A 13952-nucleotide genomic window follows, 5' to 3' on the forward strand; every position below is an offset into this window, starting at 1 on the left:
TGCCTCGAGCGGCACCGTCGGTTCCCGAGCGCCCTGGAGAGGTGGCGCCGTCGTCGGCCGTGTCCGGCAGGGGCTGGAAGCTGTTCACCTCTCCAGCATAGGTTCGCCGCGCCCCGGCAGCGCCGGACTTCGCCGCCGTTCGGAGGGACTTCCGGCGATGGACCGGATCCCGGGCGTCATGGGCGTGATCCCGGGGGTAAACGTGGCGTAGCCTGAATTCATGAGTGTTCAGCTAGGCATGCCACAACCCCGGGAGGATGCAGGGGCGGGGCTGCCGCCTGCCCGACCGGCCGGAACGGCACCGGGGCTGCTGGACCAGTACGGCCGCCGGGCCACGGACATGAGGCTGTCGCTGACGGACAAATGCAACCTGCGCTGCACGTACTGCATGCCGGCTGAGGGGCTTGAATGGCTTTCCAAGCAGGCCGTGATGTCCGCCGAGGAGATCGTGCGGATTGTCCGGATCGGCGTGGAGCTGCTCGGTGTTCGCGAACTGCGCCTGACCGGCGGGGAGCCCCTGGTCAGGGCGGACCTGCTTGACATCATTGCGGCCCTGCGCAGCAACCATCCGGAACTTCCCATCTCCATGACCACCAACGGAGTGGGCCTGGACAAGAAGGCCGCCGCGCTTAAGGCTGCGGGCCTGACCCGCATCAACGTCTCACTGGATTCGCTGCACGAAGAAACCTTCACCAAGCTGACCCGGCGCCCCTTCCTGGACCGTGTCCTGGCCGGCGTCGATGCCGCCTGGGCCGCGGGCCTGGGCCCCGTCAAACTCAACGCCGTCCTGATGCGGGGGATCAACGACACCGAGTCGCCGTCCTTGCTCGCATGGGCGCTGGACCGCGGCTACGAACTGCGCTTCATCGAGCAGATGCCGCTCGACGCAGACCACGGCTGGACCCGCCGGAACATGATCACCGCGGCCGAGATCCGCACTCTGCTCTCGCGCGACTTTGTGTTGAGCCCCGATCCCCGCGCCCGCGATGGAGCCCCCGCGGAGCGCTTTGAAGTACGACGCCGGGCGGCCGGGACCGCGGGGCCGGATAGTCCGGTGCTGGATACCGAGGGACTGGTGTCTGCCGCTGACGTGCATCGGCCGGAAGGCGTGGAGGCGCCGCCGGAAGCCCACGGGCCGGTGCTCGGCACGGTGGGCATCATCGCGTCCGTCACGGAACCGTTCTGCTCCGACTGCCGTCGCACACGGATCACAGCCGAGGGCAAGATCATGAGCTGCCTGTTCTCCCGTGAGGAGTTTGATCTCCTGGGTCTTCTTCGGGAGGGCGCCAGTGATCAGGCCCTGGCCGAACGCTGGCAGGATGCCATGTGGGTCAAGCCAAAGGCCCACGGCATGGACCACACAGGTCTCGGCGCGGCGGACTTTGTCCAGCCGGACCGCAGCATGAGCGCCATCGGAGGCTGAATTCTTGAACGTACGTTACTTCGCTGCCGCGCGCGCTGCCGCTGGGGTCGACGAAGAGCTCTTCGCACTCCCTCCAGGGGCGACAGTGGCCGATTTGCTGGAAGCGGTCCTGGCTGTGGACCGAGCCGAGCCTCCCGCCGGCACTCCTCCCCTGCCACGTATCCTGTCCCGGAGCAGTTTCCTGCTCAACGAGGTGGCCGTCCGGGACCGCACGACTGTGTTAAAACCGGGCGACGTGGTTGATGTGCTGCCCCCATTCGCCGGCGGGTAGGCCACCTCGCAAGCGGCGCGAGGGGATTCTCACAGACAGTTGAGGCCCCGGATCTTAGCGCGAATGGACAGTTGAGGCCCTGCGACGACACCTTGAAACCGCCCACGGATGCAGGCACTTACAGTTGCTTGGCGGAGTTATGCACATAGCCCTTCAGCCTCGCCGTTATTGTCGGGCCCTCGCGGGATGATGTGGGCATGGATAGCAAAGCGGCTGTGGCGACGGCGGAAGCACTTGCGGTGTCCTTCGCTGAGCTGGCTTCTGCGCTCCGGGACGGGACCGGTTCCGGCTGTTCCGGGGACGCTGATCCGATGCGTCGGAGGGCGGATGGTTTCCTGGACGGGCTGGCCGAGATCTCACGGCTGGACGCTAAAAGTGCCGCCCTGAAGGCCTGGCTGGCTGCCGGTTACTCCGCCGCTGCCGAGGCCCTGGCCGGCCCTGCAACGTCGCCCGAGGACAACACCGGGCAGGAGATGGCCGTGGTCGCCGAGGTCGCCTGTGCTCTGACGGTCAGCGAACGCGCCGCCGGTGCCCTCCTCGCCGAGGCGCACGCCCTGACCACTGCCCTGCCCTTGACCCTGTCGGCGCTGCAGGCCGGGACGATCTCGTGGCAGCACGCCCGGATCATGGTCGACGAAACCATCAACCTCGACAGGCCGGCCGCTGCGGCGTTGGAGGCACATTTCCTGGACCCCCACGCAGTGAATCCGGCACGTGGCTTCGCCGGTGGGCTCATCCCCGGCAGGTTCCGGCACAAAGCCCGGACCTGGCGGGAACGCCACCACCCGGTCAGCATCGAAAAACGCCACGCACGCAGCGCCGCCGATCGGCGGGTGGAGTACGCTCCGGACCGCGACGGCATGGCCTGGCTCTCCGCCTACCTTCCCGCCGATACCGCGGCCGGGATCTGGAACCGCACCACCACCGCCGCCCGGGCGCTGAAGGGGCCTCATGAGGACCGGAACCTCAGCCAGCTCCGCGCCGACACCCTCGCCACCTGTCTCCTGACCAACAACATCACCGGCGGCGGAACCGCTGATGAGGGTAGGGAAAAGAGCGGCGGCGCGACCGGCGAAACGAGCGACGAAGAGACCGGTGGCCTCGCCGTGAGCGGCGGCGTTCCATCCCCGCGGGCGCAGGTGTTGATCACGGTCCCGGTGTTCTCGCTGCTGGGCCTCACGGACGAGCCGGCCATGTTGGACGGGTACGGGCCGATCCCGCCGTCCATGGCCCGCCAGCTCGTCGCCGACGGCGCCGAATCCTTCCACCGCGTCCTCACCGACCCCCGCGACGGCGCACCGCTCGAGATCGGGCGCACCAGCTACCGGCTCACAAAAGCCCAACGCCAATGGCTCCGCCTACGCGACGGAAAATGCCCCTTCCCCGGCTGCGCCAACCACTCCCTCGACAACGAAGCCGACCACATCCTCGCTTGGGCCCACGGAGGATCCACCGGCATATCAAATCTCGGCCAGCCCTGCCACAAACACCACCGACTCAGACACACCACAGCCTGGACACCCAAAGCAGCCACCAAAAACGAACCACCCGGCTGGACATCACCCACCGGACGCCACTACCGAAGCGAACACCCCGACTGGGAACCACCGACCTGGCCAGCAAACGTCCCTATGCCCGCCACCGGCACTGGCATCAGCCCCGGTTCGGTCTTGGACGCGGATCTGGACTTGGAACTCGACCTGGACCTGGACCTGGACCTGGACACAGGCCTGCCACCTGAATGGAGCTGAATGGCGTTTCGGTTACTGGGCCGTTCCCATCGCCAGGGCCAACAACGTCGCGCGGCTATGGACGCCGCATGTCTCGAAAATCTGCTTGAACTGATCCTGGACGGTATAGGCCCCGATCCCCAAGGCGTCAGCCATGGCGTTGGTGTCGGCGCCGCTGGCGGCCAGCTCAAACAATTCCGCCTGCCGTCCCGTCAGCCCGAAGCTGCGGGCGAACATATCAAGCCTCGCCGCCGGAGGGCAGGCCTGGATGGTGACGGCCAATGGCGGAATGGCCGCCGTGCCGGTGGAGTCCATCTGGCTGGCTTGGAGGAGGGCCCACTGGCCTGACCCTATGTGCACACGGGCGGACGCAGGATGACCATCCACGCCCGCCTCACGCGCCAGCAACTGGGCAGCAACGTTGAGGACCTCGGCCGGTACGCGTTGAAAGGGACGGGGGCCGGCCTGGAGCAGTCCAAGCCACTCCTCCACCGCAGCTGTTCCACCCACCACCGCCATATCTGCATCCAGAGTCAGCACTGCCTGCTGAGGCAACTCCGGCCTCGGACCTCCGCTGATGGCTGACGCCCCCGCACGGACGGCCTTGTGTCCTACGGGGTCGCGTCCGACTGAGTCGCGTCCGACAGGGTAGCGTCCGACAGGCACCTCCATGACAAACTGCCGGGCTATCGAACGACGAAGGGCGGGCATGACCTCGCGCGTCACGGCAGCGACGTAACCCACTTCGTCGACAGTAAAGGGACTTTCCTGCGCCGTTCGCCAGAGGTCAATCCAACCCCAGCAGCCGTGCTTGTCCGCCAGCACTGCGAACAGGACATCGGTCACTCCGTAGCGCTTCATCAGGCCATCCCATACCAGGCTCCGTGATGGATTGCCGGCAGTTTCACGCAGGAGCGTCGTCACCGGCGACGGGCTGATCGCCAACTGCGTCCACCGACCTGCCAGCGTCAGATACTTGAGCCTGATCAGCAACGGCAGTTCGTCCGGGCACGGAATCCGGGCAAGGGGCGACATGCCCGTCGCCGTCAGCGGATCCGAAAGCGGCCACACGAAAGCACTGAACGGAAGCACCCGGCCCACCTCAGCGAGCACAGCAGTACGTAATGAGTGGTGATCCGGGGCGGAATCGGCAAGGAGCCGGATCCGTTCAAGGCTCCGGTTCCAGGGCGCTGCGGAGGACGAATTCCACACGTTGCTTTTCAGGTTCGCCAGCACGTCAGCCAGCTGATTCCAGAATCCTTGTCCGCGGAGCGCCGTTCAAGGCTGACGGTCGAAATTCTGCAGTGCCCCAAGTGTCCTTCGCGATGGGCCGGGGCATATCTGTCCTCTCGTGCCAACACGTGCAGGGCCCCAGGTGTCCGTTCGCGCAGCAGGTGGGAGAAGGCGGCGGGATAGGGTCAGACGCGGCGGCACTCGGAGGTCATAAACGGGACAAAGTCCTGGCCCTCGCCGAGGCGCAACTCGGCGCTGTGGATCAGTACATCGTTGTCCACCCGGAAAGTGTGGCGGGCAGTCCCCCGGTCGCTGTGGCGCTCCACGCGCAGCACACCGTCCACCCACGTGCAGCGGGCCGGAGCCCCCGGCGGCAGGCCCATGCTGTCCACGTGGTACCAGAGGATATCGTTGTGGTCAGGGTCGACAGTAAAAACGCCGTGGCCTTCAAAGTGCGTACCATCAGCTTCGGTGTGTCTGTAACTTTGCACGACTGCGTAGCCCCCGGCAGCCCTTGTATAACTGATTTCCGCCGAGGCCGTGCGCTTGGGCCCCCAGGCCGATGCGTCCAGCAAGGTGGTGCCGCGCCAATGGCCCAGGAAGTTCTCCAGGACGGCGTGCACCGTGCCCGGCTGCGGAAGGTTCATAGGTTCATTATGGCGGGCGCAGGCCTGCCGGTCAGAGACCGAAGGTTTCGGTCTCCTCGAATGGGCCCACCACGGTGACGGTCCGCGGCGCCGCTGCCAGTTCCCTGGCCAGCTCCTGGACCTCCTGCGCGGTGACCGCCTTGATCTGGCGCAGGGTTTCGTCGATGTCCTGGTATTCACCGGACACGAGTTCAGCGCGGCCAAGGCGGGACATGCGGGAACCCGTGTCCTCCAGTGCCAGGACGATTCCGCCGCACAGCTGACCCACGGCCTTGCGCAGTTCGTCGTCGGAGATGCCGCCTTCGGCAAGCTTGTCCAGCTCAAGCCCCAGCAGGTCCAGCACCTGGCGGACCTTGGAGGGAGTGCACCCTGCGTACATCCCGAAGTAGCCGGCGTCCGCGTAGGAGGAGGCAAAGGAGTACGTGGAGTACACCAGGCCACGCTTTTCGCGGATTTCCTGGAACAGCCGCGAGGACATGCCCCCGCCCAGGACGGCGTTGAGGACGCTCATGACGTAGCGGCGTTCATCGGTGGCCACAATCGTGGGGCAGCCCATGATGATGTTCGCCTGTTCCACCGCACGCTTGACCACATGCAGCCCGGCTGTACCGGTGATGTCCGCGCGCTCAGTGGAGCGGCGATCCACAGGGGCGGCGTCCGGCTCAAGTGACCACCCGGCAGTGTGGAGGGCGTCCACCACAAGGCTGCAGACGACGTCGTGCTCCAGGCCCCCGGCGGCGGTGATGACCAGCTCATCCGGGCGATAGTAACGGCGGTAGTGCTCCCAGACGGAGTCGCGGGCGACGGCGCGGATCGCGGCGGGCGTACCGCCGATAGGGCGGCCCAGCGGGTGGGTGCCCAGGACGGCAGCGACAAAGTTTTCATGTGCAACGTCAGTGGGGTCATCGCTGTCCATGGCGATTTCCTCCAGGATGACGTCGCGCTCCTGCTCCATCTCGGCCGGATCCAGGACGGCACCGGTGATCATATCGGCAATGACGTCGATGGCCATGGGCAGGTCCGTGTCCAGCACGCGCGCGAAATAGCACGTGCTCTCCTTGGCCGTGGCGGCGTTGGACTCCCCGCCCACCTCATCAAACGCTGAAGCGATCTCCAGGGCCGTGCGGCGCTTGGTTCCCTTGAACAGCAGGTGCTCCAGGAAGTGCGTGGAGCCGTGCTGGCCCGGGGCTTCATCGCGTGACCCGACGCCCACCCAGAAACCGATGGTCGCCGAACGCTGGCCCGGCATCGCTTCGGTGAGCACCCGTACGCCGCCCGGCAGCACTGAACGCCGGACAACGGAGCCGCCGTCGGAGCCATGGACCAGGGTGTCGCCGGGCTGGTTCTGCTCAAGCGGCAGGGGTACAACAGTCATTGAAGCCTTTCGGGAGCGGCAGCCGGATCTGGCTGCCATCGTAACAGCGGCGGGGCCGGTGGATCATCCACCGGCCCCGCCGATTCATGCTGTGTGGAGCAGGATGCTACTCCGCGTCAGTGGACTACTCCGCTTCGGCAGCGCCCTCTGCGGCGGAAGCGTCAACGCTCTCGGCGCCTTCTTCTTCAGCCACTACGGGGGACAGCGACAGCTTTCCACGGTCATCGATCTTGGTGATTTCCACCTGGATCTTCTGGCCGACGGAAACCACGTCATCCACGTTGTCCACGCGCTTGCCGTTGGCCAGCTTGCGCAGCTCGGAGATGTGCAGCAGGCCATCCTTGCCCGGAGTCAGGGAAATGAAGGCACCGAAGGTGGTGGTCTTGACAACCGTACCCAGGTAACGCTCGCCGATTTCCGGGATCTGCGGGTTGGCAATGGCGTTGATGGCGGAGCGTGCTGCGTCAGCAGACGGACCGTTGGTGGCGCCAATGTAGACCGTGCCGTCGTCCTCGATGGAGATGTCCGCGCCGGTGTCTTCCTGGATCTGGTTGATCATCTTGCCCTTGGGCCCAATGACCTCGCCGATCTTGTCAACCGGGATCTTGACCGCGATGACGCGCGGCGCGAACTCGGAGAGCTCATCCGGGGTGTCGATCGCGGAGTTCAGGACGTCCAGGATGTGCAGGCGGGCTTCGCGGGCCTGCTTCAGCGCTGCTGCCAGCACGGAAGCGGGGATGCCGTCGAGCTTCGTGTCCAGCTGGATGGCCGTAACGAATTCGGCGGTGCCGGCAACCTTGAAGTCCATGTCGCCGAAAGCATCTTCGGCGCCGAGGATATCGGTCAGGGCTGCGTAACGGGTCTGGCCGTCAACCTGGTCGGAGACCAGACCCATAGCGATACCTGCAACAGCTGCCTTCAGCGGCACACCTGCATTGAGCAGGGACAGCGTCGAAGCGCAGACGGAACCCATCGACGTCGAACCGTTGGAGCTGAGAGCCTCAGACACCTGGCGGATCGCGTAGGGGAATTCCTCGCGGGACGGCAGCACGGGCATGATGGCGCGCTCGGCGAGGGCGCCGTGGCCGATTTCGCGGCGCTTGGGGGAACCCACGCGGCCGGTCTCGCCGGTGGAGTACGGCGGGAAGTTGTAGTTGTGCATGTAGCGCTTGCGCGTGACGGGAGACAGCGAATCGATCTGCTGTTCCATCTTGAGCATGTTCAGAGTGGTGACACCCATGATCTGGGTTTCGCCGCGCTCGAAGATTGCCGAGCCGTGCACGCGGGGCAGAACCTCAACCTCCGCGGTGAGCTGGCGGATGTCCGTCAGGCCACGGCCGTCGATACGGATCTGGTCCTTGAGGATGCGCTGGCGCACAACGTGCTTGGTGACCGAGCGGAACGCTGCGGACAGCTCCTTGTCGCGGCCTTCGAACTGGCCGGCCAGGGAAGACGTGACTTCGTCCTTGAGTGAATCCGTTGCAGTATCGCGTTCCTGCTTGTCGGCGATCTGGAAGACAGCGGCCAGCTTCTCAGCGGCAGCGGACTCAACAGCGGCGTAGACGTCATCCTGGTAGTCCAGGAATACCGGGAACTCAACAGTGGGCTTGGCAGCGCGTGCAGCCAGGTCCGCCTGGGCTTCGCAGAGTGCCTTGATGAATGGCTTGGCAGCCTCGAGGCCCTCGGAGACAACCTCTTCGGTGGGAGCGGTTGCGCCCTGTTCCTTGATGAGGTTCCAGGAGTTGTCGGTTGCTTCGGCTTCGACCATCATGATGGCGACGTCGTCACCGGCAACACGGCCGGCTACAACCATGTTGAACACGGAGTTCTCGAGCTGGGAGTGCTTGGGGAAAGCAACCCACTGTGAACCGTGCTCGTCAGCGACGAGGGCAACGCGGACGCCGCCGATCGGGCCGGAGAACGGCAGGCCCGAGAGCTGGGTGGACATGGAGGAGGCGTTGATGGCCACCACGTCGTAGAGCTCGTCGGGGTTGATGGCCAGGACGGTCACCACGATCTGGACCTCGTTGCGCAGGCCCTTGACGAAGGCCGGACGCAGCGGGCGGTCCATAAGCCGGCAGGCCAGGATGGCCTCGGTGGACGGGCGGCCTTCACGGCGGAAGAACGAGCCCGGGATACGGCCGGCGGCGTACATGCGCTCTTCAACGTCAACCGTCAGCGGGAAGAAGTCGAAGCCTTCGCGCGGGTGCTTGCCTGCGGTGGTGGCGGACAGCAGCGCGGTGTCTTCGTCGATGTACACCATGGCTGCGCCGGCTGCCTGCTTGGCAAGACGGCCGGTTTCAAAGCGGATTACACGCTTGCCAAAGCGGCCATTGTCAATGACTGCTTCTGAGAACTGGATTTCGGGACCCTCCAAGAGAGTCACCTCCGTTTCGTGTGTCACGGAGTCCAGCCGCATCAACCCAGGCCAGCATCTGTCGACTGGCCTGCACTGCACCCGGTCATCGATCGAGACCCACGGGCCGGGGGCTTCATTCTTCGAAGCCGTTCCCGGGGATCACTACCGAGGACCGCGAATGCGTGATGCGGTTGATCCTCCTGTTTAGTTTTTCTTCTGAAGAAGGCGGCCCTTTCCGTCACGGAAGGGGCCGCCCCTTAAAGCTGACTAGCGGCGCAGGCCGAGACGCTCGATGAGCGCACGGTAGCGGGTGATGTCAGTGTTCTTGAGGTAGGTGAGCATACGCTTGCGACGACCAACCATGGCCAGCAGACCGCGCTGGGTGTGGTAATCGTGCTTGTGCACCTTCATGTGCTCAGTCAGATCCTTGATCCGCTGAGTCAGGACTGCAACCTGGACCTCCGGCGAACCGGTGTCGCCCTCGGACGTTGCGAAATCCTGGATGATGGACTGCTTTACAGCGGCGTCAAGTGCCACAATAACTCCTAGAGATGTGCCGTGAGGCCCGATTCAGTACTTCACTGCCGGGTCTGCCCGCGCGGGAATCCCCCGGAAACCAGGGAATTTCCACACATGGCAGGAACCAGCCGCCACGGACTGCAGCCGGATCCATCTGCTAGTTTACCGGCCCCGCCGCAATCTTGTCGAAACAGCCGCCGCCGTCAGCCGCGGCCGCCCCCAAAAGGCCATCACCAAATGCCCGTGGCTCAGCGACGGAGCTGATCCCGGATGGCGGCCATCCCCCGGAACAGCTCCGCGAAGCTGGTACTCAAGGGGGACAACCCCACGCGGATGCCGTGTGGTGCGCGGAAGTCCGGGATGACGTCCTGTTCCCACAGCGCCGCCGTCACATTCCGGAACGCCGGATGATCCAGGGTGATGTGGCTCCCGCGAAGCTCCGGCTCACGCGGCGACGCCAGCTCCACGCCCGCCGGTTCCAGCCACGCCTCAAACAGCTGCACGGCGTAGGCCGTGAGTTTCAGGGACTTTTCCCGGATGGCAGCCATGCCGGCCTCTTCGATGAGGTCCAGGGTCCCGCGCATGGCAAGCATCCCGAAGATGGCCGGAGTGCCGCTGAGGAAACTCCGGATACCGGGCGCGGGCTCGTAGCCTGCGGCCATCTCGAACGCGTCCTTGCGTCCCATCCAGCCCCAGATCGGCTGTTTCAGACCGGGCAGGTGCCTGCGATTGACGTAGGCGAACGCCGGCGAGCCCGGTCCCCCGTTGAGGTACTTGTAGGTGCAACCCGCGGCAAAATCCACGTTTGCCCCGTCCAGGTCCAGCTCCACGGATCCGGCGGAGTGGCACAGGTCCCAGACCACCAGCGCCCCCACGCTGTGTGCAGCTTCCGTGATGCCCGGAAGGTCGGCCAGGAACCCCGAGCGGTAGGCCACGTGGCTCAAAAGTACGACGGCGGTGGCCGGGCCGGTTGCATCCCGCACCTGATCGACGGTGACGCCGGACGCCGGATCGGCTTCGATCCACCGCAGGGTCAGGCCTTCCTCGCGAGCGATGCCCTCGACCAGGTAGCGGTCCGTGGGGAAGTTATCCGTGTCCAGGACGATCTCTGTGCGGGCAGGGTCAGCCACGGCGGCCAGCGCGGCGCGGATCAGTTTGTAGAGCACCACCGTGGTGGAATCGGCGATGACTGTCTGGCCCGGGGCTGCGCCGAGGACAGCGCGGCCCAGCTGATCGCCGATGGCGTGGGGCAGGTCCAGCCATTCCTCGTCCCAGCCACGGATGAGCCGGCCGCCCCAGTCTTCCTCGATGAAGGTGGTGATGTCCCGCGGGGTCCGCTTCAGCGGGCGGCCCAGCGAATTGCCGTCAAGGTAGGAAAGGTCCGTGTCCGTCCCGATGAAGAGGCCGCGGTATCGTGCCAACGGGTCAGCTGCGTCCAGCCGCGCTGCCTCCTCAAGGAGGATGGCGCCGTCGTGATTTTCCATCTTCGAGTTTATCGCATTGCTCATTGGCCGATCTCCGTCCGTACCGCAAACAATTCAGGGAAGAAGGTGAGCTCAAGGGCCTTCTGCAGGAAGGCAGCGCCGCTGGATCCCCCGGTTCCCGTTTTCATCCCGATGGTCCGCTGGACGGTGCGGAGGTGCCGGAACCGCCAGAGCTGGAAATTGTCTTCAAGGTCCACGAGTTCCTCGCAGGCCTCGTAGGCGCCCCAGTTATCGGCGGCGTTTTCGTAGATGTGCTTGAACAGCGGTACCAGGTCCGGGCAAAACTCGTGGGCGCGGGTGACGTCCCGCTCCAGGATGGACTGCGGCACGTCGAAGCCCTGCCGGGCCAGGTAGGCCAGGAACTCGTCGTAGATGCTGGGCGCGTTCAGCAACTCCTCCAGCATGGCGTGCGCTTCCGGGTCCGATTCGAACACCGGCAGCATTTTGCGGTTCTTGTTGCCGAGGACAAACTCGACGGCCCGGTACTGGCTGGACTGGAAGCCGGAGGAGTTGCCCAGGAACCCGCGGAACTGGGAGTACTCCGTGGGTGTCAGCGTGGCCAGCACGGACCACTGCTCCGTCAGGGTTTTCTGGATGTGCTTGACCCGGGCGATGCCCTTGAGCGCGGAGCCGAGATCGTCTGTGCGCAGCCAGGCCGCGGCGCTGCGGAGCTCATGCAGGACCAGCTTGAGCCACAGCTCGGTGGTCTGGTGCTGGATGATGAACAGCATCTCGTCGTGGTGTTCGGGTGTGCTGACCGGCTGCTGTGCACTGAGCAGGGTGGGCAGCTGGAGGTAGGACGCGTAGCTCATCCGGGAACTGAAATCGCGGACTATGCCTTTGTCCAGTTTGCGGGTGTTCTTCTCGACGGCCACGGTGCTGCCTCTCTGGGTCTTCGGTGCGGGTGGGACCGGGTCAGCGCCGCACCAGGAGATCGTGGGCCTGAATTACGTCCAGACGCATCTGGTCAACAAGCGCCTCCGGCCCACGGTATGCCACCATGCCGCGGAGCCGGGCCACAAATTCGACCACTACTGTCTGGCCGTACAGATCGAAATCCTCCACGGCCTCGTGCGGACGGTCAATCACATGGGCTTCGACCTGCCGGCTGACGCCGTCGAACGTGGGATTGGATCCCACCGAGATGGCCGCCGGCCATCGTGTGCCGGCCTGGTCCACCAGCCAGCCGGCGTAGATACCGTCCGCCGGGATGAACCCGGTGGCCTCGTGGGCAAGGTTAGCGGTGGGGAACCCGAGCACGCGCCCGCGGGCAGCACCGTGGACGACCTCCCCGCGCATGCGGTGGGGCCGTCCCAGCACCGCGGCGGCGGTGGCGACGTCGCCCTCCTGCAATGCTTCACGCACCCAGGTGGAGGAGCAGCGGCGGTCGGTGCCGTCGTCGTCATGCAGCGGGTAGCCTTCCGAACCGAACTCGCTGATGACCTGGACATCGAAGTCGAACTTTTCGCCCAGCTGCTTCATAGTGTCAAGGTCACCGGAGTTGCCGCGGCCGAACCGGGAATCGTGACCGATGACCACATGGCTGGCATGCAGGCTGTCCACCAGGACCTGGCCCACAAATTCCTCAGGGGTGAGGCTGGCAAGGTTCAGCGAGTACTTCATCACCAGAATGGCATCCAGGCCCAGCTCCCCCAAGGCCACCAGTTTGTCCTGCAGGCCCATGATCATTTCGGGCGCGGACTCCGGGCGGTGGATCAGGGCCGGGTGCGGGTCAAAGGTGACGGCAACGGCCTTCGTCCCGTTGAAGCGGGCCGAGCGGATTAGCTCGGAAAGCACTTGCTGGTGCCCGCGATGGACGCCGTCGAAGTTGCCAAAAGTGACAACGGAGGGACCAAAGTCCGCAGGGACCTCGGACGGATCGTTCCAGATGTAGACCATCACCCTCGCCTTTTACTGCCTAAAACTGACATCTCTCCGAACGCACCGGCGCCGGAACTCTCTAAGATTACCCGCATTCAGTACTGCTGCCGGACGGCGCCAGGCCAACTGGATGGCACGCGTGGACATGTCCGGAGGCCTGACCGCGGAGGCCGATCGCTGGTGATGTTTGCTGCGGGTGCGGTCTACTGCCGGTTCGGCCGGCGCCGGTACAGCCACACCAGACCCAGGACAGGCAGCAGCAGCGGAATGAACGCGTACCCCCGGCCAAAAAGGGACCAGACGGTCTCATGCGGGAACGCCACAGAATCAAACACGCTCAACGCCCCCACCACCAGCACTCCGACGAGCTCCACCAGGACGGCGGCCAGCGAGATCCTGAACCAGGTGCGGCCGGGCTTGGCCAGGGACACCGTTGCCACCACGTAGACCAGCGCCGCGAACGCGGAAAGCAGGTAGGCGAGCGGGGCTTCGGAGAACTTGGTCAGGATCTGGTAACCGGCGCGTGCGGTGGCCGAAATGGCAAACACTGCATAAACGGCGATAAGCAGGCGTCCGGGGCCGGTGTTCCGAGTGTCCTTGACGCCGGCCGTGGCATCTGCCTTGGCACGGGCGGCTTCGGAACGGGGTGCTTTCACGTTGCGTACTTCTTCCATTTCAGTACCAGATCTGGTTCATGCGGGCGGCCATCACCAAGGCCGTGACGCCGACGGCGGCGAGGACAAAGTTGCTCCAGCGGGTCCGTTCCAGGATGGACCAGTACACGGCTGCCGGCGGCAGGAGCATCGCCGTGGCCAGGTATCCCCAGAATTCCCAGGCTTCGCCGGCAATCGGTTCGCCCGCGATGACCCGCACGATCGATCCCACCAGGTACACCAGCTGTGCCAGTTCGACGGCGGCAACGGACAGGATGGTCAAATCATTGGGGGCCTTTTTGAGGATGCCGGCACCGAGGCAGATTCCGCTGGAGAGCAGGCCGACCACCAGGATGATGTAGAAATAGGCGTCCATG

Annotated in this window: 13 protein-coding genes; 3 read left to right on the plus strand and 10 right to left on the minus strand. The window is 65.2% G+C overall.

What is annotated here, in order from left to right; translation table 11 throughout:
• Positions 1 to 220 precede the first annotated feature (220 nt).
• The 3 genes from moaA to NFC73_RS03390 all read left to right on the plus strand — a co-directional run bounded on the left by moaA (position 221) and on the right by NFC73_RS03390 (position 3445).
• Positions 221 to 1423, plus strand: coding sequence for a GTP 3',8-cyclase MoaA (gene moaA / locus NFC73_RS03380; protein ID WP_254747645.1), 1203 nt, complete (start codon positions 221 to 223; stop codon positions 1421 to 1423).
• A gap of 4 nt (positions 1424 to 1427) precedes the next feature.
• Positions 1428 to 1694, plus strand: coding sequence for a MoaD/ThiS family protein (locus NFC73_RS03385; protein WP_254747646.1), 267 nt, complete (start codon positions 1428 to 1430; stop codon positions 1692 to 1694).
• Positions 1695 to 1891: 197 nt separating this feature from the next.
• On the plus strand, positions 1892 to 3445 hold the full coding sequence (locus NFC73_RS03390) for an HNH endonuclease signature motif containing protein (protein WP_254747647.1): 1554 nt from the start codon (positions 1892 to 1894) through the stop codon (positions 3443 to 3445).
• 12 nt (positions 3446 to 3457) lie between these two features.
• Here the strand turns inward: NFC73_RS03390 and NFC73_RS03395 are convergent, their stop codons facing one another.
• The 10 genes from NFC73_RS03395 to NFC73_RS03440 all read right to left on the minus strand — a co-directional run bounded on the left by NFC73_RS03395 (position 3458) and on the right by NFC73_RS03440 (position 13951).
• Positions 3458 to 4660: a helix-turn-helix transcriptional regulator gene (locus NFC73_RS03395; protein WP_254747648.1), complete on the minus strand. Its 1203-nt coding sequence runs from the start codon at positions 4658 to 4660 to the stop codon at positions 3458 to 3460.
• Positions 4661 to 4842: 182 nt separating this feature from the next.
• A complete protein-coding gene (locus tag NFC73_RS03400) occupies positions 4843 to 5304 on the minus strand; it encodes a DUF1579 family protein (RefSeq protein ID WP_254747649.1) in 462 nt (153 codons plus the stop codon).
• 31 nt (positions 5305 to 5335) lie between these two features.
• Entirely contained in the window at positions 5336 to 6679 is a 1344-nt protein-coding gene (locus NFC73_RS03405; protein ID WP_056348420.1) for a M16 family metallopeptidase, read from the minus strand.
• Between the two features lie 124 nt (positions 6680 to 6803).
• Positions 6804 to 9056 carry a polyribonucleotide nucleotidyltransferase gene (locus NFC73_RS03410; RefSeq protein WP_248763955.1) on the minus strand — a complete coding sequence of 751 codons (2253 nt, stop codon included), beginning with the start codon at positions 9054 to 9056 and terminating at the stop codon, positions 6804 to 6806.
• A gap of 249 nt (positions 9057 to 9305) precedes the next feature.
• Positions 9306 to 9575, minus strand: a complete 270-nt coding sequence (gene rpsO / locus NFC73_RS03415; protein WP_056348417.1) for a 30S ribosomal protein S15 — start codon at positions 9573 to 9575, stop codon at positions 9306 to 9308.
• A 230-nt stretch (positions 9576 to 9805) separates the two neighbouring features.
• Entirely contained in the window at positions 9806 to 11065 is a 1260-nt protein-coding gene (gene kynU, locus NFC73_RS03420; RefSeq protein WP_372494564.1) for a kynureninase, read from the minus strand.
• A complete protein-coding gene (gene kynA / locus NFC73_RS03425; RefSeq protein WP_254747650.1) occupies positions 11062 to 11916 on the minus strand; it encodes a tryptophan 2,3-dioxygenase in 855 nt (284 codons plus the stop codon). The genes kynU and kynA overlap by 4 nt, the downstream gene beginning before the upstream one ends.
• A gap of 40 nt (positions 11917 to 11956) precedes the next feature.
• Positions 11957 to 12940, minus strand: a complete 984-nt coding sequence (locus NFC73_RS03430) for a bifunctional riboflavin kinase/FAD synthetase (protein WP_104063118.1) — start codon at positions 12938 to 12940, stop codon at positions 11957 to 11959.
• 185 nt (positions 12941 to 13125) lie between these two features.
• On the minus strand, positions 13126 to 13596 hold the full coding sequence (locus NFC73_RS03435) for a hypothetical protein (RefSeq protein ID WP_254747651.1): 471 nt from the start codon (positions 13594 to 13596) through the stop codon (positions 13126 to 13128).
• 1 nt (position 13597) lies between these two features.
• On the minus strand, positions 13598 to 13951 hold the full coding sequence (locus NFC73_RS03440; protein ID WP_254747652.1) for a hypothetical protein: 354 nt from the start codon (positions 13949 to 13951) through the stop codon (positions 13598 to 13600).
• Between the last annotated feature and the right edge of the window lies 1 nt (position 13952).

Source organism: Pseudarthrobacter humi (genome assembly GCF_024294965.1).
Lineage (GTDB): Bacteria > Actinomycetota > Actinomycetes > Actinomycetales > Micrococcaceae > Arthrobacter > Arthrobacter humi.